Origin of the sequence: Pseudomonas psychrophila (assembly GCF_001043005.1) — a bacterium.
In the GTDB taxonomy this organism is placed as follows: Bacteria; Pseudomonadota; Gammaproteobacteria; order Pseudomonadales; family Pseudomonadaceae; genus Aquipseudomonas; species Aquipseudomonas psychrophila.
This window is the reverse complement of the sequence record NZ_JYKZ01000001.1, coordinates 327,372-350,880: the sequence shown is the minus strand read 5'-3', so window position 1 is coordinate 350,880 and position 23,509 is coordinate 327,372. Positions and strand designations below refer to the sequence as shown.

Sequence of the window (23,509 nt, the reverse complement as noted above, 5' to 3'; positions counted from 1 at the left end):
GTCTTGACAGAATGCTCATGCGACCTGGGCGCGATTGTCCTCTGGACTACAGATTGCCGCACAAGGCATTCGACGGCCCCGCGCAATTTGGCTGCAAAACGCTCTACGTCGTAGGCGGCCTTTACGGAAACACTTATGCGTTAGATGCGCTGGACATGTTGCTAGCAGATGAGCCAGAAGCTCGTGTTGTGTTCAACGGCGACTTGCACTGGTTTGATCGTGATCCAGAAATCTTCCGGTGCCTCGAGGATCGCGTTGCGCCTCACGTTCTTCTTCGCGGTAACGTCGAGACTGAGTTAGTCCGCGTGGAAGACAGCGGAACGGGATGCGGTTGCGCGTATCCTGAGGAGGTAACAGAACTCACAGTCGCTTGGTCTAACTCTATCCATGAACGGCTGTGTGAAACCTTCGCTACTCTTCCCTCGTTGAGAGCTTCAGTTGCGTTGCGTCCTGCCCATGCGCTGGTCGAAATTGCTGGACGTACAGTCGCCATCAGTCATGGTGATGAGCGCTCACTTGCCGGCTGGCAGTGCTCACGCGAGGCATTGAGATCTGTTGATCGCCAAAGGGAATTAGCGGATTGGATGGCGAAAAGAAAAATCGATGTTTTCGCCACCAGTCACACCTGCTCCCCCGCAGCCTTGAGCTGGGGCTCTGGGGCGGTGATCAATAACGGTGCTGCCGGCATTCCAAACTTCAGCGCAGAACGTAAAGGACTTGTTACACGGATAGCTTCCACACCACATCCGCAGGCGCTATATCGCGCCCAAATACTCGGGCTCTATGTCGAAGCGATTTCGGTTGATTACGACCATGTGGCCTTTCTCCAAGACTTCGACCGGCAATGGCCCTCACAGAGCCCGGCAGCGCTTTCTTATCGTGATCGTTTGCTCAACGGAACTGACGATCTTCCATCATCAGCCTTGCTGGGCGGCTTTCAGGAGTGTTCAGTTTCTACGCAAAAGGATCCACTCTCATGAACCTTCGTAAGCTCATACTCCTAGTGGTGATAGCTGCGCTGATCGCTTCTTTTTTTATCTTCGATCTGGGCCAATATCTCAACCTGACAAACCTCAAAACCCAGCAGGAAGCGTTTAGTGAACAGGTGTCTGCCAACCCTTGGCTTATTGGGGGGGCGTATTTCTTTATATACGTTTTGGTGACAGCTCTTTCGCTACCCGGTGCGGCTCTGATGACGCTGCTTGGCGGTGCATTATTTGGCTTATTCGGCGGTACGCTCCTTGTGTCCTTTGCATCTACGCTTGGGGCCACATTGGCGATGCTGATCAGTCGCTTCATGCTGCGCGACTGGGTGCAAGCCAAGTTCAGTAAACGCCTGATGGGAATAAATCAAGGGGTTGAGCGCGAGGGGGCATCCTACTTATTCGCCTTGCGCCTGGTGCCCGTATTTCCCTTCGTATTGATCAACCTGGCGATGGGATTGACCAAGTTGCCTGTGCGCACATTCTGGTGGGTCAGTCAGCTGGGTATGCTGCCCGGCACGCTGGTTTACGTGAATGCTGGTCGCGAGCTTGGTCAACTCAATTCGTTAGGTGGAATCCTATCACCCAGTCTCATCGGTGCATTCCTGTTGCTTGGTTTGCTACCGATGTTGTCTCGCAAAACTCTGGAATGGTTCAAGACTCGAAAAGTGTATTCAGGCTGGAAGAAGCCCAAGCGATTTGATCGCAATTTGGTGGTTATTGGCGCTGGCTCCGGTGGCCTGGTATCGGCGTACATAGCAGCGGCTGTGAAAGCAAATGTCACGTTGATCGAAAAGCACAAGATGGGCGGCGACTGCCTTAATACGGGATGCGTTCCTTCTAAAGCACTCATTCGGTCTGCCAAATTTGCCCACGAACTTAAAAAAGCAGAGAATCTGGGCTTTAAGTCCGTGGCCGGCGAGGTTGATTTCGCGGCAGTCATGCAACGTATTCAGCACGTGGTGTCGACAATCGAGCCACATGACTCCATCGACCGTTACACAAAGCTAGGCGTAGAAGTCATTGAGGGAGACGCCAGGATCACCTCTCCCTGGACGGTTGAGGTCAATGGTAAAACCCTCAGCACTCGATCCATCATTGTCGCCACTGGCGCCCGTCCATTGATACCCAAAATTGAAGGTATTGAGCTCATCACTCCTCTTACCTCGGACAATATATGGGCATTGCGCGAACAACCAAAGCGATTGCTCGTTTTGGGAGGTGGGCCAATCGGTTGTGAGTTGGCACAAGCGTTCCAGCGCTTGGGAAGTGCTGTGACCCAGGTCGAGATGGTTGAGCGACTATTGATCCGTGAAGATGTAGATGCGAGTGACCTCGTCATGACAAGCCTCAGGGCGGATGGTGTCGATCTCAGGTTGCAGCATAAAGCGATACGCTTTGAGGTTATTGAAGGCAATCAGCAGCTGATTTGCTTAAACCTCGCGGACAATAGCGAAGTAAAAATATCTTTCGATCAAGTTCTTTTGGCCTTAGGCCGGGTCGCTAATGTAAAAGGTTTCGGCGCTGAAGAGCTTGCTCTGGAAGTGCGAGGCAATGGCACTCTGAGTACCAACGAATATTTGGCGACGCGCTTCCCCAATATATTTGCCGTAGGAGACGTCACCGGGCCTTATCAATTCACCCACACGTCAGCGCACCAAGCCTGGTATGCCGCAGTGAATGGACTGTTTGGGAGCTTTAAGCAATTCAAAGTCGATTACCGGGTGATTCCTTGGGCGACGTTCACTGATCCAGAGGTGGCGCGGGTTGGCTTAAATGAGCAAGAAGCCAAATCCCACGACATTGCCTACGAAGTCACCTGCTTTGGCATTGATGATCTAGATAGGGCTATCGCCGATGGTGCAGCTTACGGTTACGTCAAAGTCATGACTGAACCTGGCAAGGATCGGATCCTTGGCGCAACAATTGTAGGCCAGCACGCGGGTGATCTAATCACCGAATACGTAGCTGCCATGAAACATGGCTACGGTATGAACAAAATACTCGGGACGATCCATATCTATCCTACTTTGGCCGAAGCGAACAAATATGCTGCCGGAGAATGGAAGCGTGCTCATGCCCCCATCGGAGCACTGCGCTGGCTTTCAAAATTTCATCAATGGCGCTTGGGCGGCACCAAGCATATTGAGTCTGGGCTCAAGACAGACGAGAAAACCTCTTGAACGCGGAATATGACCTCCTGCTTGCAGGATCTGGTCATGCCCATTTGGGCGTGCTTCGCCAGTGGCTTTCTATTCCTCGGCCTCACGGGCGTATCGCACTTATTAGCGATGGAGGAGCAGCTTGGTATTCGGGGATGCTTCCAGGCCTGCTAGCGGGGAGGTATAGGCCAGATCAGTGCCGCGTCCCATTACCCGCACTCTGTGCTTGCGCAGGGATTGAACTGATACAAGGGGAGATAGTGGGCATTGATCCAGACTCAAACTCTTTGTCACTTGCTGATGGACGAGTTTATTCAGCCAAATGGTTATCTCTAAACGTTGGCTCAACGCTAGAAGCACTCCAGGTAGAGACTTGCGATTTGGAGATGGTACCCGTGAAGCCCTTCGTTGGTCTCGTCCGTGCTTGGTACGCTTGGCAGCAAACGCCTCAACCATTAGCAATTTTAGGTGGTGGCGCCGCTGGGGTTGAGCTCGCTCTTGCCCTTACAACTAAAGTTTCAGAATTAACACTTATTAGCTCTGGAAAGATCCTCGCCGGCCACCCGCCGGGGCTGAGGACTAAGGCAATCCGAAGCCTGGTGAGTGCGAATGCCAAACTTATCGAGGGTTCATTAGTCGACTCAGTCCATGGCGATGCATTGCTCTCTGGGTCGAAGATTGTTTGGCGCGGTAAGCAACTCATTTTGGCCACCGGAGCAGTGCCACTGCCATGGTTGAGAGAGGGAGTGCTTGCCTACGACAAACGTGGGTTTATTGCCATTAGCCCCACACTTCAAAGCCTATCCCATCAAAGCATTTTTGCCGTGGGTGATTGTGCCAGTCTGCCCGATTGTCCGCGTAACGGTGTTTATGCGGTGCGCCAGGGGTCGATACTCGCGAAGAATTTAGCGGCAGCTCTAGAGAAGAAACAGTTGAGCAACTTTGTACCGCAACGCCACGCATTGGCACTCTTGGCCGATGGTAAGGGCGGTGCAATGATGAGCTGGGCCGGGATAACAGTGCAGGGGCGATTATTTGGGCGATGGAAAGATCGACTTGATCAAAGCTTTATAAACAAGATAAAGAAGATATGACAGTCGTCATTTAGATTAAAAAACAATCAACTCTATATACAAATATCGAGGTTCTGTAATGAAATGCTGGACACTGTTGCTACTGAGGGTCTCACTCGGCTGGTTGTTGGTAATCTGGGGAGCCGATAAGGTTTTTAATGTAGAGCACAGCGTGGCTGTGGCTAACAAGTATTACTTAGGCTTAGGAACCGAGAGCATCCTGCAATTAGGTGGAGTCGTTCAAATACTTGTTGGATTACTGATCGTTGTGGGTTTTGCTCGCCGTTGGGTATACCCCATACAGGTGCTATTCAACGGCGCATCCCTTCTGGCCGTGATGAAATCAGTCATAGATCCATGGGGTTGGATTTTTGAGGGATCCAATGCATTGTTCTACCCATCACTTATCATCTTTGCAGGGAGTTTGCTGTTGGTTGCATTTCGCGATGAGGATTATCTATCGTTAGATAAAAAAGAGAATCTAGATAATATATTATAGATGAATCTTGCTGGTATTATTAGTTGTGGTGCTAACCATATTGGTTGTTTGTAAGGATCAGTTTTTTGTAATATTTCAAGTGCTGGGCGTGCATCGCTTTAAAATCTGTGTTTGATTGATACTCTAGGACTTATACGAAAGACAGATCTGAATTTGTCTCAGGACGCACAATTCCCCTTAATCTTTTACTATAGGGAGTGGTGTCCACTTAGTGGACACCACAGCTTACCAGTCGAATAGAGTCGTATTTACAATCTACTCCCTACCTATTATCTTATTTTAGCGCTTTTTGGTTTGTCTTATGGTGATCTGTCAATAGATATTTTTTAGATTGAATTTGGATTTCTAATCCGCCTTGCAGGTTACACAAGTCTAGGTCTGTCGTGTAGAATTAGGGTGTGTAGAGTGAAACAAAATACAGAAATAAAAAAATGATCTAGTATAAAACACTTCTCTCAGCGTAGATTTCATTCAATGACTTTCAAATCTGGCCTATCTATTTTTTTTCGTGTGAATTTACGGCGCTTAATCTTGTCGCTCGCTCTTCTCAGTGCGCTGATGCTCCAATTAAATACATTTTATGCAAGCTATGGAGTTCAGCGTCAATTATTAATTGATAATACCCTTGAGAGTAATCGTGTCTACTCTCAAAAATTAGCTGACAGTGTTGAGGATTTTTTAAAAACCTCGCAGCAACAATTGGCTTATAATGCTAGAAATCTCGCCGGAATTTTAAAAAAACAGTCTGCGCTAGAGGCTGAAGTGGATCGACTGCGTTTGCAGACGAATAGTTTTAACTCCGTCGTTGTGGTTGATAAGAATGGAAAGGTTTTAGCAACGTCTCCTGATGCTATTAATATTTCTGGCAAAACAATTGAGTCCCCAGGAGCTAGAGAAGCCCTAATTAAAAGGAGGCCTCTGATCAGTTCTCCTTATATTTCTGCAGCTGGCAATCTGTTGGTGTTTATCTCGAATCCAATTCTCGACGAGAAAGGAGAGTATCTAGGTTATGTTGGTGGCACGATCTATTTAAAGCAAAAAAATATTCTCAATAATCTGCTTGGTGAACACTACTATCGCGACGGCTCTTACCTGTATGTTGTAGATCAAGACAGGCAGCTCTTGTATCATCCAAATCCTGAGCGGGTAGGCACGAAAATAATTAAGAACTCAGCTATTGATGCAGTTACCCATGGCAAAGTGGGCAGTATGCGCCTTTATAATAGTAAGAATGTCGATATGCTGGCTGGTTACGCCATAATACCTAGTGCCGAATGGGGAGTTGTAACGCAAAGACCAACGCAAGCTACGCTGGCGCCACTTAACGGATTAATGATAAAGGTTTTACTTAATACGCTACCTTTAACCTTTTTAATTCTATTGTTGATTTGGTGGGTCACGAAGAAGATCACTTTACCCTTACAGGAGCTAGCCGACAGTGCTCAGCACATGGATCGACCTGCTGCTGCTGAGCGCATCCAGAAAATTCGCTCTTGGTATTTTGAATCCAATGAGATAAAGCGAGCGCTTCTTTCTAGCTTCAAACGTGTTCATTTTAAAATTAATAAATTACTTTTAGATGTCAAAAGTGACCCTTTGACCGGTCTTCACAATAGGCGCGGACTAGACATGGCATTAGATATCATGCAGGCAGAAAGTGAAAATTTCGCCATAGTGTCTTTGGATATAGACCATTTCAAGTCTGTCAATGATACATACGGGCACGATGCAGGAGATAAAGTTTTATCGCATCTGGCGAAAATAATGAAAGCTCTTTCGCGAGATGATGATGTTATATGTAGAGTTGGAGGTGAGGAGTTCTTGATATTATTACCAGGCTTGAGTTCGAAGTCTGCTGAAGACTTTGCTAATCGCCTTAGAGGTGAAGTTGAAGAGATGAAGTTTGATTTAGTAGGTCATATAACTATCTCTCTAGGTGCCGCATGTTGGAGTCGTGATGCTGGAGATGTTGTGGGAGTATTGAAGATTGCAGATGAAATGCTTTATCAAGCAAAGAGAAATGGAAGAAATCGAGTGGAAGCTGCTTAAGGGTGTAATCTACCCCTAAAAATATAATATAAGAATTCTAGAGAAGTCATTTATGTTGCTTGTCTAAATGGTTTTAGATGATGAGTTGCTCTTGGTTATTGAGGAACTCCTGAGCCTAAAATCAGGCATCGTCAAAGATGTGATAAGCAGCCCTTGTTAGCAGCAGTAATTCCTCCTACTCAGTAGATTTGCTAAGTGACCTAACTACTGCTTTATTTCTGGAAGATGGATGCGTGATTGTGGAGGCATAGTCGTTAGATGGATTAGTTATAAAGCTAGGCCCTAATAACAGCATTTTTAGAGTGCTCCATCGATTGATTTTTGCTTAGGCTTACTTCGGATTAAGCTTGCCATGCAATAAAATGTATGTGTCCCGTTTAGTGTGGGTTGCTTGTTGGATGCGTGCTCGCATCTTGGTTGAACAATAGTTTTCGGGTCTCATCGTCTACTACCGGTGCGGTATTAATTTGATCTGCAAGCGCGTAAGCACGCTTCGTTGCGGCTCGATTACTAACTCTTTCAAACCAGATAGCCAAATGTGGAAAGTCGGAGATGTTTTGATTCTGCCTGACGTAAGGAACAATCCATGGGTAGCATGCCATGTCGGCAATGCTGTAATCACCCGCGATGTAGTCACGGCCATCAGCTAGCCGTTTATTTAACACGCTATACAAACGAGCCGTTTCTTTAATGTATCGTTCTTGTGCATAAGGGATTGATTCAGGAGCGTATTGGACGAAGTGATGATTCTGCCCTGCCATCGGCCCCAGTCCGCCCATCTGCCAGAAAAGCCACTGCAAGGTTTCGTTGCGGCCACGTATATCATTAGGTATGAACTGATGAATCTTATCTGCTAAGTATAATAAAATGGCGCCCGACTCGAAGATAGGTAATGGCTGACCGCCACCCAGTGGTTCATGATCGACAATGGCTGGAATACGATTATTGGGAGCAATGCTTAAAAATGAAGCCGTGAACTGCTCACCTTTTCCAATGTTCACCGGCACGATGCGATAAGGCAGGCCCGACTCTTCAAGGAACATAGAAATTTTGTGCCCGTTAGGGGTAGTCCAGTAATGCAGGTCGATCATGATCTCGCACCTCTATTGAGTAATTTGAGGAAACATTGCTTTACGAGCTTCAGCATCCATTTCGCTTTTGTAGCAGTGTTTGTTCTTCAGTGCTTCAGCCCGCTGGGCTGCCGGTCGCTCGTTGATTTCATCAAGAAGGCGCTTCACGTTTGGTAGGTTCTCCCAAGCTTCGTTACCTAGGATGAAAGGTACTGCACGCGCCCAGCCCCAGACTGCCATATCAACCAACGTGTACTCATTACCTAACATGTAAGGCATTTTTGCCAGACGGTCGTTGATGATTGTCCAGTGACGCCAGGCTTCAAAGTTGTAACGGGCAACGGCGTAATCTTTGGGGGCGGGAGCGAAGTGTTTGAAATGCACTGCTTGACCAGAGTACGGGCCAATACCCGTTGCAACGAACATGAGCCAGGAATACATTTCGCCACGAGCATTCAGGTTGTCAGCGGGCAGGTACTTTCCGCTTTTTTCGGCTAGATAAAGAAGTATGGCGTTGCTGTCAAAGACTACGGCTTCGCCGTCAACCAAAGCAGGAGTCTTGGCGTTTGGGTTGATCTTGAGAAACGCAGGATCGTGCTGATCTCCTTTGCGTGTGTCCACAGGAATGAGTTCGTATGCAAGACCCGCTTCCTCCAAGAAAAGCGCAACTTTCGCGGGGTTGGGTGATGGGTGATAGTAGAGCTTGATCATTTGGAGTCCATGTAGTGACGGTCAGTTAATGTCGCAAAATGCTAGGGGAGGGAGCCCAAGACTGTTAAGTGCAATACCAATAGCGTCTGTAATACACCTAGGGTCTGGGTTGATCCTCGCCAAAACTCGCACTCCAAGCAATACGCTGAGGAGGTGGTTGGCGCCGACCTGTGAATCGATCCCTTCAGGAATGTCCCGCTGCGTGCTGAATGCAGCCAGTCGGCCTTCAAAAAAAATACGAATTGTCTGGAGTTCATTTACCACTGCCTGACGCAAGTCTGCGTCCTCTGCTCTCACCTCGAGGACTGAATTTACCAGTAGGCACCCACGATGAAGGGGGTCGTTCAGTATTCGATCTACGAGTTCAACAAAAAACTTGGTTATGGCTATCCCTGCCTGAGGGAGTCCCTCAAGGCGCCGAATCCGTTCGCGCACACTACATTCTAAATAGTGCTCTAGGGAACGACGATAAAGAGTGCGTTTGTCGCCAAAGGCATTGTAAAGGCTTGGTTGATTGAGACCAGTGCACCTGACGAGGTCTCGAGTTGTAGTGCCCTCGTACCCCTGCGCCCAGAATGCCTCGACGACGGAGCTCAGAACCGTTGCTTCATTAAATGTACGAGGACGGGCCATTGACTGAAAATGCTCTGTGTCGTTTCAGTGACAATAGCACAAGTTTTGTATCGACCGACACAGTATGATTTTTCAGCTTATCGTATTTTTCAATACTTTCGCTCTAAGCCAAACTCTGAAAAAGACTTCCCGATTTGGTGAGATACTCGCCTGACACGAACCGAACGTTTGAGCCCCGACGAAACAAATGTCCTTCGCCGATGCCGAGCATGTCGGCAGCGTAAGCAGACCGCCGCGAGCGCTTTCTGATCGAGATGGAACAGGTGATCTCCTAGAAGGGCCTGGATCGGTTTCCCGATTAAACGACGATTTTTAACTTTCGGGGCCTGCTGGAAAAACATGAGTTTGCAGGCGGGATTCTTCAGGTAATCAATGGTTATCTGGCTGATCGTGGCTTGTAAGACATGGTGGTTGATGCGATGATTATTCATGCACCGAGTTCGACCAAGAACAAGGACGGAAAGCGTGATCCCGAAATGCATCAGACGAAGAAAGGAAACCAATATTTTTTTGTGATGAGAGCGCACATTGGCGTCGATGCCGAGTTGAATTTAGTGCATAACCTCGCGAGCTCGACGGCCAATGCTGCGGACGTGACTCAGGTCGATCAGTTGCAGTATAGCGACCACAACTATGTCTTCGGCGATGCCGGTTACACTGGAGTTGACAAGCGTCTTGAGCATCAGGATCGCAAGATGAACTGATCAATTGTGGCGCGCCCGAGTAGCTATAAAAAGCACGTCAAAAAGAGTTTGATTGGGCGTATACGGCGCGAGACCGAATACGCGAAAGCGCAGGTACGGTCTAAAGTTGAGTATCCGTTTCGCGTGAACATCCGTCAGTTCGGCTATCTCAAGCCCTTTAAAACCTAGATCGTCCAAGAATGCCTGTAGCGTAGCATGTCAGGTATGACCGTTTTATCCGTGAACTTACCTAATAATCCGAATCGACTCCATTTGGCTCGCTGCAGAGCCCATGGATATGCAAGCCGGCACTTAGACCGATTTGGCTAGACTGATAAAAGTATTCGGCGTGGCGAATCCGCACTGTGCTTATCTATTTACCAATCGCTGGGCCAACCGAATGAGAGTGCTGGTTCACGACGGGATTGGTATTTGGTCAGTGGCACGGAGGTTGAATCAAGGCAAATTTAATTGGCCAGGAACTCACAAGGTAGCGAGCTGGAACTGGATACCGAGCAGCTTCAGACTTTCGCACGCGCGCCTCGAAGATGGCGCTTTGCTTATCGATAATATTGCAGCCGAAAATCAGTTCCGACGTTGGGCTTTGGACATTCGAGCTGGCTGTTTGCTGGCTACTTTCCGTAGTGAGCAACGAGCGACTGCGGTCATGAGTTTGATCCAGACGGCACGTTTTAACATGCATGATCCGTATGCTTATCTGAAGGACGTGCTGACTTCTATCTCGACTCAGCGAGTGAGACTGGCCAACTGCTTCCGCTTCAGTGGGTAGATCCTCCCTAACAACGATTGGACATCGACTCGATAATGCGGCACTGCTCGATCACGCCGCCCTTGCAACAAGCAATCAAACGCTCCAACTCAGCCTCCAAACCTAGCAGGTCTTGGATGCGCATTCGGACTTGGTCTAACTGCCCTTCGACTTTTGCGTCCACCCTGGCGCAGGAAGCGTCGCGTTTATTAGCAAAACTCAGTAACTCTCGAATATCGTCAAGGCTGAAGCCAAGTGCCCGGCTTCGGCGTATGAAGAGTAGACGGTCGCGCTCCTCATCTGTGTAAAAGCGATAGCCCGATACTGAACGCCCTGCGGGGAGCAGGAGGCCGACCTGTTCGTAATAGCGGATTGTTACCGCTTTGGTATCGGTCGCCTTCGACAAGGCACCGACTGTATATCTAGTCGAAATCATTTCGCTTGACCTTAAAGTTTCTAGAATCTTCATATTACGCGCCTTTGGCGATAAGCAAATCTGCGCGCGTTCAATAGAAAGCGAGCTGAATCCTGTGGAGGCCTCATTAAAGCAGTATCAATCCGGATCTTGGGTTCTTTTGCTCTGTGGCTGGTTGCTTGCTCTGGTATCAACAATCGCGATGCTATTCGTTGGTGAAGTCATGGGGTAAACCCTTAACCAGCTTCGGCGCGCAACCGTTCTATAATCTGAATTGCAGTGAAATTAACCAAACGCGTTAATCACGACGCGGGCAGAATGAAAAAAGGCTCACCGAGCCCGACAATTCGCTTTACCTTATAGTAGCTATAGGGTGTTTACTCTTCACCATTAATTGTGGAGAGTGCTCTTATGAAAAGCTGTTGTGGTGATGAGCAAGCATCGAAAAGTGACGCCGCCGTTGAGGTATTTGAACAAGCAGTACCGATCAGTTGTAGTGCATCTGCCGCGACGACGTGCAATACAAATACAGCCCAGTCCAACAGCAATTGCTGCTCCGCGAAAACTCTGGACGTCAGTTCTGCGCCTTCTACAGTAGAGGATGTGGGGTGCTGCTCCCCCGGCTCCGAAACCAATAAATCGAGCTGCGCCGTCCTAGCACCGCCATCTGCCTTGTACAGTCTTGCCGAACCGAGCAAGCCTGCTGCTGCGGTTGATAACGATCTCTTTACCCATGCCTGCTGTCCATCATCTGCCGCGGATACCTCCAAAGCTGGCATCGATAACGTCTCTCCCACTAATACAGGCGAAAGGACTAGTTTCAGCAGTTTTAGGATTGGGCAGATGTGCTGTCCTTCCGAGCAGACCATGATTGAGGGTAAGCTCGCGAAGATGAGCGGCATTCAAATGCTCGAGTTCAACATGATGAACCGCACGATGGCAGTCTGGCACGAGCTACCAGACACCTTGGGTATAGAGGCAGCAGTGCTATCGCTGGGCATGCACGCCGAGCCTTTGACTGCTAATGGCAATTCAACCAGCGCAGATACGCCAGTAGTTCCTCCCCAGCCGGAATTACACAAAAGCACTTGGTGGCCATTAGCGCTGTCCGGTGTCGCTGCCGTGGGTGCGGAAGTTCTGCACTTCACTAACTCCGCGCCTGAATGGGTGGTAGCGGTCATAGCCTTGTTCGCCATCGCATTGTGCGGGCCTACGACCTACAAAAAGGGTTTGATCTCGATCAAACACCTGAACCTGAATATCAACGCGCTGATGAGCATCGCGGTTACCGGTGCGGTGCTGATCGGACAGTGGCCGGAAGCTGCGATGGTCATGTTTCTCTTTACCGTTGCAGAAATGGTCGAAGCGAAATCGCTGGATCGTGCACGCAATGCCATCAAGGGGCTGATGGACTTGACCCCGGAGCGAGCGACCGTGCGTCAGTCCGACGGCAGTTGGCTGGAGGTCGATGTGAAGACTGTCCAGATTGGGGATTTGGTTCGTGTACGCCCCGGTGAACGCATTGGACTGGACGGGAATCTCTTTTCCGGTAGTTCGACCGTTAACCAAGCCCCCATCACGGGCGAGAGCCTGCCCATCGATAAAGATATCGATGATCCCGTCTATGCCGGCTCCATTAATGAATCCGGCTCCTTCGAGTATCGAGTGACAGCTGAGGCCAACAATACGACGCTTGCCCGTATCATTCACGCGGTTGAAGAAGCTCAAAGTTCGCGAGCTCCTACCCAGCGGTTCGTTGATAAGTTCGCCAAGATTTATACGCCAGGGGTGTTCTTTTTCGCCGTCGCAATTGCGGTATTCCCGCCATTGTTTATGGGCGGTTTGTGGACTGACTGGATCTATCGGGCCTTGGTTCTACTTGTAGTTGCTTGTCCCTGTGCACTGGTTATTTCCACGCCAGTGTCCATCGTCAGCGGGCTGGCTGCAGCAGCCCGCAAAGGTATTTTGGTCAAGGGCGGCGTCTATCTGGAGATAGGCGCGCGGCTGAGTTTCGTCGCGCTCGATAAAACCGGCACCATTACTCATGGGAAACCGGTTCAGACAGACTACATTCCGGTAGCCGAAGACTCAGAGGTACATCCTCAGATTGTTGCCGCCAGCCTCGGTGCACGCTCGGATCACCCGGTATCACAGGCAATTGCCAAGTACGAAGGCTCGGACGCATCAACGTTCCTGCAAGTGGAGAGTTTTGAGGCCCTTCCCGGTCGCGGGGTTAAGGGGATGATTGAGGGCCAGCTCTTCTACCTGGGCAATCACCGACTGATCCAGGAGTTGGGGCTCGGTACGTCGCAGTTGGACGACGCCCTGACTAGCCTGGAGCGCCAAGGCAAAACAGTCGTGGCCTTGACCAGCGTCAGTCAGGTTTTTGCGTTGTTTGCTGTGGCCGATACAGTAAAGGACTCAAGCCAGACTGCGATCAAAGAGCTGCACTCGTTGGGCATCAAAACCATGATGCTGACAGGCGACAACTCACACACGGCTCATGCAATTGCCAAACGAGTTGGAATAGATGAGGCTCGGGGAAACTTGCTGCCCGCTGACAAGCTCTCGGCGATTGGTGAGTTGCAGGATCGTAAGCACGTGGTAGGCATGGTCGGTGACGGGATAAACGATGCGCCTGCATTGGCCAAGTCTCAGATCGGATTCGCCATGGCCGCAGCCGGCACGGGAACCGCCATTGAAACGGCTGACGTTGCGTTAATGGATGATGACTTGCGCAAGATTCCGGCCTTTGTTCGCCTGTCGCGCCAAACTGCTGCGATTCTTAAGCAAAACATATTGTTCTCCTTAGGTATCAAGACCATTTTCATTGTGTTCAGCCTGATGGGTCTAGCCACCATGTGGATGGCTGTGTTTGCAGACGTTGGAGTGAGCTTGCTTGTGGTGCTCAATGGACTTCGATTACTGAAGAAGTAGATCGCGAAATGAGGTGTGGGGGATGCTTTGCGAAACGCGATAGCCTGAGTTTTTCACGAGGCCAGACCATGGATTATTAGCCTTCTAACGGCCGTTTTTAGCAGTGCTCATACCTTCTAGAGTCATGCTAGGTGACTGTGGCTGTAGTGGTCAACTAATCCCGGACACTGCGCTAAGTTTTTTCTCTGCCTGAGCGGGCGCAAGCCCGCCATTAAGCGGCAACTGCTCCAGAGATTCCGGCACGCGATAGCCCTAAACCTATGCTTACCTGGCTACTAGCAGGCCCCGGCAGAAATTGGCACAGGGCGACCAAATCGATATGGCTGCGTTCACTGAGCCATTGGCGCCTAGCAACAAACTCTTCGCGGAAGTAACCTAAATGTGCAATTGGCCCTCCGAAGGAGGTGAATCCCAAGCGCAAGAACACCAGAAATACCGCCCACGTGGTAGCAGCTGTAATCAGTTCGGTACTACTTTCAACTGACAAAACTCCTGCCCCCAAAGTGGCTACATTAATGACCAAATATCGCTGTGGCTTCACTCTACTACTCAATAATCCCCCTTAGATATCAACTTGCTGGACGCCAGCCGCGCAGGGCAGTCCCAGCAGGCTTAGGCCGGTGTGTCGGTAGGCAGTCGACATTATCTCGGCGCCTTCTTCAAAAAGGTATGTGGCAACCAGACTGATATCTGGATCCGTACAGCCAGTTAAACTTCGCACAGGCCGACAATCCCGATCAGCCGTTGCGGTATCAATAGCTTGTGCAGCACCTGCAGTAGTCGCTGTCAGATACTCTACGGGTTAGCTTCTGGCCTGATATCAAGCTGCATATACTGCTGCCAGCAGTATCTCTCGATACCTTCGAGATTGAGCAGGGTACTGCTGATCGTCGTTGCCCTGATAGCTGGAAGCGCATGAGCTGCATGTACGCTGCAAGCGAACGACAATGGCATGCAACTGGCAACCAAGGAAACTGCATGCGAAACCAAGCTCACACTTCTCGCCAATGTCTACTCCGTGCTGGTTCTGGCAGAGCAGGGCAAGCGCCTCGCCCTAGAGCAATGACTGGTAGCCAGCGACCAAATGCATTATCTAGCCCTGACTGATGAAAAAAACAAACACCCCTGCGTGATCGATTGGTAATGCTGATCTGTGGCTGTCAGTTCAACTCGACGCCACCGCAGCAACTGGTTGTGACGCAGTTCCAGCCACTACCAGCTCCGGTTGCGTGGTTTACGGTGCCGGTAGAACTCAACTCAACCCCGCGCATACTCAACGAGTTATCGGAATCACCGACGACGGCGATCAGGGATTGATCGCTTTGTAAGCCTGCCAAGGCTACGCTAAAGAAGCCTCAGATAAGAATAGAAGGATCTGAAGTTTTACGAATTTTGTGCCTAAAGCTTGCTAGGATAGCTGGGCTAAAATCTCGTTTTACCATAGGAACAGCGGGGATAATGACAATTACACGTTGAATGACGTGAAACTCACAAGGGGATTCTTATGGTTGGAAAGCCTACGGATGATAGTCCAAACACACCTTCTCAACCCAGTGAAGGCATTCCTGCTCCTAGTGGAGCGGCCAATCTTATCGATACTGACTATGTCATCGGTCAAGACAACATCAAGGGAGAGTTTTCATTCTCACTCGATATCCACGGTAAAGTTTTCATCATTTCAGCAGCCACCATTTTACTGTTCGTGATTTTGACACTGGCATTGCAGAATGAAGTAGAGCCTCTCTTTAGTTCCATTCGAAACTGGCTAACCAGCCATCTAGCCTGGCTCTTCATGAGCATTGCGAACGTTTTTGTCCTGCTATGCATTGCACTTATTTTCTCTCCGCTGGGCAAGGTTCGCTTGGGCGGTAGAGATGCCAAACCAGACCATAGTTACGTCGGTTGGTTTTCAATGCTTTTTGCTGCGGGAATGGGCATTGGGCTAATGTTTTATGGGGTCGCGGAACCAATGTCGCATTACGCTGCTTCTATGGGTGGTGTGACAATAGATGCGAGCGGCCTGCGCACGGATTGGGCGCCGCTAGGCGGTGCCGAAGGCGATATGAAGGCATCTGCTGACTTGGCGATGGCGGCGACGATCTTTCACTGGGGACTCCATCCTTGGGCTATATACGCGATTGTGGCGCTGTCTTTAGCGTTGTTTTCTTACAACAAAGGCTTGCCGCTTTCAATACGCTCAATTTTTTATCCACTATTGGGTGAGCGTGTCTGGGGGTGGCCGGGACATATCATCGATATCCTAGCGGTATTTGCCACGCTGTTTGGTTTAGCAACTTCTTTAGGGATTGGCGCAGAACAGGCTGCTGCAGGGATTGAATATCTCTTCGGAATTCAATCGACGAATCTGAGCAAGGTTGTACTGATTGTCGGTATCACCATAATCGCTCTTTGGTCAGTCCTTGCCGGTTTGGATAAGGGCGTCAAAATGCTTTCCCAGATCAATATGGGACTTGCACTGCTCTTGTTGGTGTTCGTCATCATTGTGGGGCCGACCCTGGCTATTTTCACTGGATTCTTTAAGAATCTGGTGAATTATGTTGAATATTTGCCTGCACTCTCAAACCCGTTTGGACGTACTGATATCGAGTTTACTCAAGGCTGGACTGCCTTCTACTGGGCTTGGTGGATCAGTTGGTCGCCATTTGTAGGCATGTTTATCGCTCGCGTCAGCCGTGGTCGAACTGTCAGAGAGTTTTTGATCTCTGTTCTACTTGTGCCTTCAGTAGTTTCTGTATTATGGATGACTACGTTTGGCGGTACGGCAATTGACCAAGTGACCACTCAAAGCCTTATGGGAGTTAAGGACGCGGTCTTAGAGCTGAAGTTGTTCGCCATGCTGGGAGAGCTACCCCTCAAGGAAATCAGCTCATTCCTAGGTATTATTCTGGTCATAGTGTTTTTTATTACTTCATCTGACTCCGGCTCGTTGGTGATCGATACCATCACAGCTGGAGGCAAGGTTGACGCGCCTGTTCCTCAACGGGTGTTCTGGGCGGTAATCGAAGGCGTAATTGCGATTGCTCTGCTATTGGGGGGCGGTCTGGTGGCACTGCAGGCAATGGCAGTATCCACGGGGTTGCCTTTCGCAATAGTTCTAATGATAGGGTGTATATCTCTAGTGAAAGGACTAATGTCTGAGCCTCGTTAGTCAGTATGAGCTAGGCTATAGGTAAGATTGACCTCAAGCTTCAAGGTGTAACATATCTATCTGCTTGCACCTTGAAGCTATCAACTTGGTTCAATTCCATAACTCACCGACAGGTGTGAGTGGCGAGTAGTGAGTTGCTATCTGCGCCTGCAACAACTCGGCAGTCGCGAGAGCATCGGTTAATGCATGATGTGCGTGATAAGCCGGTAGGTTCAACCTAGAGCGACTGTCTGCCAGCCGTATGGACTCTTGCTTGCGTCCAATCAGTCGGCCGAACCAGCTAATTTTTTGCCTATGGAAGTGTGCCTCTAACTGCATCGTATCGATGACTGGAAACTTAAGGCCTTCACCTAAATACCTACGCACTGCCTGATCCAAGAAGGCGCGCTCAATATTCCGGTAATGGACGACAATCACTCTGCCCGCCATGGCTTCAAGCAAAGGATCAAGCACCTGCGAAAACACGGGGGCATCTAAAATTTCGGCATGGGTTATGTGATGAAAGGTCACTGACTTTTCATTCAGTTCGGACGATGGTTTTATCACCCAGTAAAGTGAATTCCCGCAACAAATACGATTCAGCGTGAACGGCATAACACCAATACTCACGATGCTGTGGGACTGTGAGTCAAGGCCGGTAGTCTCTACGTCCATGGCCAGCAGTTGAACGCTCTCAATGGGTGCCAGCGCTGAAACCGCGCCAGCTTGATAGAACTTTTGTAATAGAGGATTAACCGAAATCTTCGCCAATGTCTCGAACTCGGCAGACCAGTCCAGCACTCTATTTTTAGGCTGCTTTTTTAGGTTTTTCATCGCTAAAAGCGGCCCTTTGAAGGATATCGGAATCGCAAGAAATTTTGGCCATTGCTCAACACCTGAAACGCTTCTTTGAGGTTATGTCGTTCACTGCTAGAAAAGCGCTCGGGCTCAATGTAGTTATTGAGTGATGCCCCCTGTTCAAGTGCGTCCGCCTGGTGTCGAATACGCACCATCGACAGGAACTCTAGTGCGTACCGAAGTTGCTTTAATGCTTCTGGAGGAATGACTTTACTGCGGGCTATAGCATCCATGCGATCAAATGAATTCTGAGCGGTACTGCCACATGCTAGTGCATGAATCCGGATAAGGTCGGTCAGCGGTGCCGTGCCACGCCCTTTAAGGTTGATGATCCTTTTTTGCTGTCCGTCAGTCTCAACGACAAAAGTACGAAAGAATCCTAATGGCGGCGTTCGATTAAGGGCAATACGAGCCATTGCGCTTAGAAATACAGGGTGTGTACTAGCTTTTCGAGCGCACAGGTCTTTAAGCTCTTGTACCAACTCAAGCTTGCCAAAAACCCCATCCAGATCGAAAAAAATACAGCTATTAAGCAACGTAGTTGGATTAGGTTTTTCGATCCACTGATCGAAGTAACTTCGCCATACCTTCAAAGGCTGTCGCCACTGCTCGTTGGTCGCCATGACCCCGCCCTTGCAGTAGCTGTAACCGCACGCGGCCAGTCCATCGCTAACAAACGTTGCCAGGGCTCGGAAGTAAGAGTCGTGTTGGATCGGATCGAAGCTGTCGTCGAGTACTAACGCGTTGTCCTGGTCAGTCACTAACAACTGCTCATCACGCGCCATGGATCCCAAAACCATAAAGCAGTAAGGCACTGGAGGCGGGCCTAACTTTTTCTCGGCCAGCTCAAGCAAACGCTGGGTAAAGGCACGGCCAATACCTGAAATCGCGCTTCCGATCATGTGCGCAGTAGCCCCGTCACGCACCATGCGGATATAGGTTCCTCGCAGGTCACGCAAAAGTGATCTCAGGCCTTCAACTGAGGTCTGGTTAGAGATTCTGTTAACCAAGTACAAACTGCTATGCGATTCGTACCTGATGATATCCGACAGGTTTATAAGGCCAATTGGATTACCATCGTGCACAACCGGCAAGTGATGAATATTGCGGCGCAACATCACAAGCATGGCTTCAAACACTGAATCATCGGAGCCAATTACAACCGGATCGACTGTCATAATGTCGCTGGCACGAGTTTCGTCAGCGTTTAGGCCCACTGCAACAAATCGCGTGCGAAGGTCTCTATCTGTGACGATCCCTTCTATTTCAGCCGTCTTTAAACCTGCTGGAGACATGACTAGAACGCAGGATACACTTTGCTCAGTCATGATTCTTGCAGCTCCGCCGACAGAGATATCTGACGTGACCCACACCAAGGGACGTGAGATAAGGGCGCGACATTTGAGCTGAATAAGCTCACTAGCACGCCCCTGAGCTTCAACAGCAGTTTTGAGTCTCGAGTTTCCCTCTGCTTCAACGAAGTCAGCGAAAGCATCATGTTGCGCACAAAGGTCAGCGAAAACGTCGGCAGGGATGTAATAGATCAGGCTATCTTCCAACGCTCGGGCGGGAAAGCGTACCTTGTTGCTACGTAACAGACCTGCCTGACCGAATAGGTCACCTTCGACGAGACGGTCATAGAGCTCACCATTACGCCGGTAAATCTCCACCGCACCACTACGAACATAATGCAGATCCTGAATGGTCGCACCGGCTTCAAGAATGTCACTGCCGGCTTTGAAATAACTCACTTCAATTCGCCGAGCGATGGCGTCTACCGACTCCTTTGGCAGGGCATCAAAAGGAGCGAAACGATAGAGGTGGTCGCTAATCTCCTGTAACTCAATCTGCATGAAACCTCGTGATGCTGGAAAAATAAAAGTCGCGAGCGCCATAGTTGGCGAATGGGAATAGTCTTTCTGTATCGGCCACCACATCACATCCGGTGACTAGGATCAAGCTTCGTGGCTGACTTACGTTATGCGTTGTAACCACTTTGAGTAACTGCGTACGGTAATTTTTGCGATACCTAAAGGATCAATATTAATCGCCCCGGGTTTCTGAGGTGTTCAGCAATCACTATTCGCCTAGAAATGCCCCTCCTGAAATGCGGCAACCAGCCAAAAGCGGACTGATCGAACCTTGCCTCATCTTGTGTCCTTTTGAGGCTTCGATATCTCTAGGAGAGCCGGGGCGGATTCAGGGGCTGAAATCCTATACGGGTCTCGACAGGGTCTTTGATCGCCTTTAGGGGGAGCTCAGAATCTCAGGTGACACCTTTGAAATCCATGTCTTTTACCAGCAATTATATGCAGGAGATGCAAAATGAGCATTGATTGGATCAACTTCACGCCTTGGACTTCATTAGCTGGAGGCGCCTTGATAGGGCTGGCTGCTAGCTTGTTTGTTCTCGCGAATGGACGCATCGCCGGCATCAGTGGACTGCTTGGAAGCGTGCTGCGATTCGATAGTGAGGGTCGGAGTGAGAAGGTGTTATTTCTTCTTGGTCTACTGATTTCTCCGTTGTTGTGGGGAGCGTTTACCGTAATGCCAGAGATCGAGATTAAGGCAGGGTGGCCGACGCTGATCATTGCGGGCTTGCTTGTCGGAGTGGGTACTCGTTACGGATCTGGTTGTACAAGCGGCCATGGCGTTTGCGGGATCTCTCGACTCTCAGCACGATCCATCACGGCAACGATGTGCTTTATGTTTGCTGGCTTTGCAACGGTGTACGTCATCCGTCATGTGGTGGGAGCATGAAAATGATCAAGTTGACCGCCTTTTTTGCAGGACTGATCTTCGGCCTTGGCCTTCTCCTGGCAGGCATGGCGAATCCCGCCAAAGTATTAGCTTTTCTTGATTTGGCCGGGGCCTGGGATCCATCACTCGCACTGGTGATGGGTGGGGCCATCGCGGTGGCGATTATTCCCTTGAATTGGGCGCGCAAAAACAAACAATCCTTGTTGGGTGCCCCGATGCAGTTTCCAATGAAAAGGGAGTTGGATTCCCGCTTGATTGGCGGCAGCCTGTTGTTCGGTATAGGTTGGGGGCTTGCGGGGATCTGCCCTGGGCCAGCGTTAACAATTCTGCTTACAGGGCACGGCCAAATCATCATATTCGTATTGGCCATGTTGGCCGGAATGTACTTGTTTAACCTATTAGAACGTAGCGCACGACCCGATTAGGCTGAAACCGTGGACACGAGTACAGCACAGTCAGACTCTCAAACCTGCTGACCAGATCGATAACACGTATTTCCGGCCAATGAATATTTGATGTCCGGGCTGAACGATTCACAATTCTCTCGCTGAGCGATTCTTGCTGGCCTGGAACCGAATAAAACTTTCGCTGATGGCGTTTAGATTTTGATTGAACGATCCGGACTATGCTGCAAATTCCAATACCCAACTCGACCCTCGCGCAGAATCTGACAGCCAAAGCTGACCGATTGAAAAACCAAACAAGCACGCCTTCGTGACCGCTTTGCTGCTGATCTGCGGCTGTCAGCCCCACTCGATGTCACCGCCACAACTGCGGCGTGGTTTATTACGCCCATAGAGCCCAACTTGACCGAGCTCATGCTAGACGAATCGTCGGCGACCATGGGCTGATCGCCCTGAAAACCTACCTAGGAAGTATCGGCAAGTAAAAAAAGGAGTGATCGAATCAACATGTTTTGGAGGTGCTGTCTTTAGATTTTGAACCAGTTAGTTGATAAAACCAAACAAAGCGCTATAAGGAGCTTGCCCCTTTAGTCTCAGTCTGTAGTTCGGGTTTTTGTACTATGATTACTCTAGGCGAAAGGGTGGAGGTTGCAGTAAGTCTATTGTGCTGCTCTGTTTTTAAGGTCTAGTCAGCTACTTTGATTAGCTGATGTTCAGGTGTCTAAGTATGTTGAATTATGTCACTAATCTGAATAGTTATCTTAATGGCTATTGGTCAGTAATGGAGGTTCAGATTGTACCAGCATCGTGCTACCAAAACGAAAGCGGGCTTAGCAGCCATCGCGTTTCTATTGATCACGCTCGTGCCTATGTGGGGCACGCTCCATGCTTGGCTTGATCAAGAGAACGTTTTGGTAGAAAAAGCTGCGGGTAGTGATGCTATGAATCTTGCCGTTGCATTCGATGTGCACGTTCAAAGCGTGGTTCGTTTTGTAGATACTTTAACTCAAGATTTGCGTGAGCATGCTGTTAAAGATCGAAATGATTTTGGGCGCATAGTTAAAGAGGAGCTTGTACTTTATGGGAATATGGTTGCTCAAGTTGCGCTGATTTCTCCGGAGGGGATGCTAGTTTATTCGTCGCTAGCCCCAGCCTTTGGCGCGGTAGATCTGAGTGGTCGCGATCATTTTCGCGCCCATCGTGATAATCCTTCAAAAGATAAGTTATTTATTAGTAAGCCCGTGTTTGGTAGGGTTTCTGGTATTTGGTCTCTACAGTTCACTCGGCCAATAATTGAAGGTGATAAGTTCTTAGGGGTCGTGGTAGTGTCAATCCCTATGTCTTTCTTTTCGGATTTTTATAAAAAAATTAATGTTGGGGCTAATGGTTTGATTGCTCTTGTAGGTATGGATCGTGTTCCTCGTGCAGTGGCATCAAAGGATAGTGGCGCTATTAATTTTGGCGAGTTATTGCTTTTGAAAAGTGCGCCATATTTTGTTAAGGAAGCGTTGCCTGAAGGGCTGTATAGAGGAGTTAGTGCATTCGATGGGTCTGAGAGCTTGACCGCATACCGTCGTTTAGAAGACGCCGGCTTGGTTGTTCTTGTTCAGCTTTCACCTGAAGATTATTTGATGTCATCTGGTAAGCGTCATAGAGTGCTAATTTTTTGTGCAAGTGCTGTCACGATATTGCTACTGTCTTTTGCTTTGTTGATATATGCCACCGTGTGGCAGCATTTGAAGGATGCAAAAGCCCTCAAGCAGGCTCACAAAACTCTTCGGGAACTTATAAATGTTGATATTTTAACTGGCGCACTGAGCAGGAGCCATTTTTTAGAAGTCCTTGAGAAGGAGTTCAGGGATTCAGAATCCTGCGGTACGAAGTTAAGCTTGATATTGATTGATATTGATTATTTCAAGCAAGTAAATGATACGTATGGGCATCCGATTGGAGATATTGTTCTGAAACAGGTGGTTGCTGTGTGTTGCGCCGAACTTCGAGCACATGATAGTTTTGGTCGGCTAGGGGGGGAGGAGTTTGGTGTGATCCTCCCATGTACGGATGGGGCAAGCGCCCTCGGTGTTGCAGAGAAGTTACGGCTGGCGATTGAAAGCTCAAAGATTTCAACAAGTAAAGGTCTAGTTCGGGTGACTGTTAGCATGGGTGTAGCATTCGCGCTGCCCTCGGGAGATACCCCCAGTAAGTTAGTTGTTAGAGCGGATGATGCGCTTTACTGTGCAAAACAAGCTGGTCGTAATAGGGTCTGTTCTGCTCGTGGTAATGATGACGCTTCGCAAGTTACGACACTGTCGACAAATGACTCTTAGTGTTTGGCGGCAAGTTTAAGCGGGTTGA

The 23,509-nt window shown here is 49.2% G+C and carries 17 protein-coding genes and 4 pseudogenes; 13 read left to right on the top strand and 8 right to left on the bottom strand.

From position 1 onward, the window contains the following. The first annotated feature begins 53 nt into the window (after positions 1–53). The 5 genes from TU76_RS01605 (at position 54) to TU76_RS01585 (ending at position 6,766) form a co-directional block, all read left to right on the top strand. Positions 54–980, top strand: coding sequence for a metallophosphoesterase family protein (locus tag TU76_RS01605; RefSeq protein ID WP_197678350.1), 927 nt, complete (start codon positions 54–56; stop codon positions 978–980). After that, positions 977–3,166, top strand: coding sequence for an FAD-dependent oxidoreductase (locus tag TU76_RS01600; RefSeq protein WP_048350914.1), 2,190 nt, complete (start codon positions 977–979; stop codon positions 3,164–3,166). Before TU76_RS01605 ends, TU76_RS01600 begins: the two co-directional genes overlap by 4 nt. Then, entirely contained in the window at positions 3,163–4,239 is a 1,077-nt protein-coding gene (locus tag TU76_RS01595; RefSeq protein WP_048350913.1) for an FAD-dependent oxidoreductase, read from the top strand. Before TU76_RS01600 ends, TU76_RS01595 begins: the two co-directional genes overlap by 4 nt. A gap of 58 nt (positions 4,240–4,297) precedes the next feature. Beyond that, positions 4,298–4,717: a DoxX family protein gene (locus TU76_RS01590; protein ID WP_048350912.1), complete on the top strand. Its 420-nt coding sequence runs from the start codon at positions 4,298–4,300 to the stop codon at positions 4,715–4,717. Between the two features lie 474 nt (positions 4,718–5,191). Then, on the top strand, positions 5,192–6,766 hold the full coding sequence (locus TU76_RS01585; RefSeq protein WP_048350911.1) for a sensor domain-containing diguanylate cyclase: 1,575 nt from the start codon (positions 5,192–5,194) through the stop codon (positions 6,764–6,766). A gap of 377 nt (positions 6,767–7,143) precedes the next feature. Here TU76_RS01585 and TU76_RS01580 read toward each other — a convergent pair whose 3' ends face one another. From TU76_RS01580 to TU76_RS01570, 3 genes are read right to left on the bottom strand one after another with little or no spacing between them, the layout of a single operon-like run. Continuing rightward, positions 7,144–7,857, bottom strand: coding sequence for a glutathione S-transferase N-terminal domain-containing protein (locus TU76_RS01580; protein ID WP_048350910.1), 714 nt, complete (start codon positions 7,855–7,857; stop codon positions 7,144–7,146). Positions 7,858–7,869: 12 nt separating this feature from the next. Further along, on the bottom strand, positions 7,870–8,547 hold the full coding sequence (locus TU76_RS01575; protein ID WP_048350909.1) for a glutathione S-transferase family protein: 678 nt from the start codon (positions 8,545–8,547) through the stop codon (positions 7,870–7,872). A 21-nt stretch (positions 8,548–8,568) separates the two neighbouring features. Then, entirely contained in the window at positions 8,569–9,180 is a 612-nt protein-coding gene (locus tag TU76_RS01570) for a TetR/AcrR family transcriptional regulator (protein WP_048350908.1), read from the bottom strand. A 281-nt stretch (positions 9,181–9,461) separates the two neighbouring features. Between TU76_RS01570 and TU76_RS01565 the strand changes: the two are divergent. From TU76_RS01565 to TU76_RS25530, 3 pseudogenes are all read left to right on the top strand, one after another. Then, positions 9,462–10,037, top strand: a pseudogene (locus tag TU76_RS01565) (IS5 family transposase); the annotation flags it as partial. 175 nt (positions 10,038–10,212) lie between these two features. Then, positions 10,213–10,338, top strand: a pseudogene (gene tnpB / locus TU76_RS25810) (IS66 family insertion sequence element accessory protein TnpB); the annotation flags it as partial. 66 nt (positions 10,339–10,404) lie between these two features. Beyond that, positions 10,405–10,664, top strand: a pseudogene (locus TU76_RS25530) (transposase domain-containing protein); the annotation flags it as partial. On the opposite strand, the gene TU76_RS01560 reads toward TU76_RS25530, so the two are convergent. Both TU76_RS01560 and TU76_RS25525 read right to left on the bottom strand, forming a co-directional pair. After that, positions 10,661–11,101 carry a MerR family transcriptional regulator gene (locus tag TU76_RS01560; protein ID WP_403212208.1) on the bottom strand — a complete coding sequence of 147 codons (441 nt, stop codon included), beginning with the start codon at positions 11,099–11,101 and terminating at the stop codon, positions 10,661–10,663. The pseudogene TU76_RS25530 and the gene TU76_RS01560 sit on opposite strands and share 4 nt — an antisense overlap. Before the next feature lie 323 nt (positions 11,102–11,424). Further along, positions 11,425–11,949: a hypothetical protein gene (locus TU76_RS25525; RefSeq protein ID WP_162207948.1), complete on the bottom strand. Its 525-nt coding sequence runs from the start codon at positions 11,947–11,949 to the stop codon at positions 11,425–11,427. Between TU76_RS25525 and TU76_RS01550 the strand changes: the two genes are divergently transcribed. Next, positions 11,891–13,984 (top strand): heavy metal translocating P-type ATPase, encoded by a 2,094-nt coding sequence (locus TU76_RS01550; protein ID WP_048350906.1) that lies wholly within the window; start codon positions 11,891–11,893, stop codon positions 13,982–13,984. The two genes, TU76_RS25525 and TU76_RS01550, sit on opposite strands and share 59 nt — an antisense overlap. 214 nt (positions 13,985–14,198) lie before the next feature. On the opposite strand, the pseudogene TU76_RS24485 reads toward TU76_RS01550, so the two are convergent. Next, positions 14,199–14,471, bottom strand: a pseudogene (locus TU76_RS24485) (chromate transporter); the annotation flags it as partial. Positions 14,472–15,488: 1,017 nt separating this feature from the next. On the opposite strand from TU76_RS24485, the gene TU76_RS01540 reads away from it, so the two are divergent. Then, positions 15,489–17,153 (top strand): BCCT family transporter, encoded by a 1,665-nt coding sequence (locus tag TU76_RS01540; protein WP_048350905.1) that lies wholly within the window; start codon positions 15,489–15,491, stop codon positions 17,151–17,153. A 90-nt stretch (positions 17,154–17,243) separates the two neighbouring features. Here TU76_RS01540 and TU76_RS01535 read toward each other — a convergent pair whose 3' ends face one another. Together TU76_RS01535 and TU76_RS01530 are read right to left on the bottom strand one after the other, a co-directional pair. Then, on the bottom strand, positions 17,244–17,966 hold the full coding sequence (locus tag TU76_RS01535) for a 3'-5' exonuclease (RefSeq protein WP_048350904.1): 723 nt from the start codon (positions 17,964–17,966) through the stop codon (positions 17,244–17,246). Positions 17,967–17,968: 2 nt separating this feature from the next. Further along, complete coding sequence (locus TU76_RS01530) at positions 17,969–19,843, bottom strand: DUF294 nucleotidyltransferase-like domain-containing protein (RefSeq protein ID WP_048350903.1); 1,875 nt, start codon at positions 19,841–19,843, stop codon at positions 17,969–17,971. Positions 19,844–20,315: 472 nt separating this feature from the next. Here TU76_RS01530 and TU76_RS01525 point away from each other — a divergent pair, with 472 nt between their 5' ends. From TU76_RS01525 to TU76_RS01515, 3 genes are all read left to right on the top strand, one after another. After that, positions 20,316–20,750 (top strand): YeeE/YedE family protein, encoded by a 435-nt coding sequence (locus TU76_RS01525; protein WP_048350902.1) that lies wholly within the window; start codon positions 20,316–20,318, stop codon positions 20,748–20,750. Positions 20,751–20,752: 2 nt separating this feature from the next. Next, entirely contained in the window at positions 20,753–21,175 is a 423-nt protein-coding gene (locus TU76_RS01520; protein WP_037031739.1) for a DUF6691 family protein, read from the top strand. A 773-nt stretch (positions 21,176–21,948) separates the two neighbouring features. Next, positions 21,949–23,481 (top strand): sensor domain-containing diguanylate cyclase, encoded by a 1,533-nt coding sequence (locus TU76_RS01515; RefSeq protein ID WP_048654659.1) that lies wholly within the window; start codon positions 21,949–21,951, stop codon positions 23,479–23,481. Positions 23,482–23,509: the final 28 nt, after the last annotated feature.

Bases quoted from the DNA above. Each gene is read 5' to 3' on its own strand.
- TU76_RS01600 (WP_048350914.1), top strand. From the start codon at position 977: ATGAACCTTCGTAAGCTCATACTCCTAGTGGTGATAGCTGCGCTGATC.
- TU76_RS01590 (WP_048350912.1), top strand. From the start codon at position 4,298: ATGAAATGCTGGACACTGTTGCTACTGAGGGTCTCACTCGGCTGGTTG.
- TU76_RS01585 (WP_048350911.1), top strand. From the start codon at position 5,192: ATGACTTTCAAATCTGGCCTATCTATTTTTTTTCGTGTGAATTTACGG.
- TU76_RS01580 (WP_048350910.1), bottom strand. From the start codon at position 7,857: ATGATCGACCTGCATTACTGGACTACCCCTAACGGGCACAAAATTTCT.
- TU76_RS01575 (WP_048350909.1), bottom strand. From the start codon at position 8,547: ATGATCAAGCTCTACTATCACCCATCACCCAACCCCGCGAAAGTTGCG.
- TU76_RS01570 (WP_048350908.1), bottom strand. From the start codon at position 9,180: ATGGCCCGTCCTCGTACATTTAATGAAGCAACGGTTCTGAGCTCCGTC.
- TU76_RS01560 (WP_403212208.1), bottom strand. From the start codon at position 11,101: ATGAAGATTCTAGAAACTTTAAGGTCAAGCGAAATGATTTCGACTAGA.
- TU76_RS01550 (WP_048350906.1), top strand. From the start codon at position 11,891: ATGTGCTGTCCTTCCGAGCAGACCATGATTGAGGGTAAGCTCGCGAAG.
- TU76_RS25525 (WP_162207948.1), bottom strand. From the start codon at position 11,949: ATGCCGCTCATCTTCGCGAGCTTACCCTCAATCATGGTCTGCTCGGAA.
- TU76_RS01540 (WP_048350905.1), top strand. From the start codon at position 15,489: ATGGTTGGAAAGCCTACGGATGATAGTCCAAACACACCTTCTCAACCC.
- TU76_RS01535 (WP_048350904.1), bottom strand. From the start codon at position 17,966: ATGAAAAACCTAAAAAAGCAGCCTAAAAATAGAGTGCTGGACTGGTCT.
- TU76_RS01530 (WP_048350903.1), bottom strand. From the start codon at position 19,843: ATGCAGATTGAGTTACAGGAGATTAGCGACCACCTCTATCGTTTCGCT.
- TU76_RS01525 (WP_048350902.1), top strand. From the start codon at position 20,316: ATGAGCATTGATTGGATCAACTTCACGCCTTGGACTTCATTAGCTGGA.
- TU76_RS01520 (WP_037031739.1), top strand. From the start codon at position 20,753: ATGATCAAGTTGACCGCCTTTTTTGCAGGACTGATCTTCGGCCTTGGC.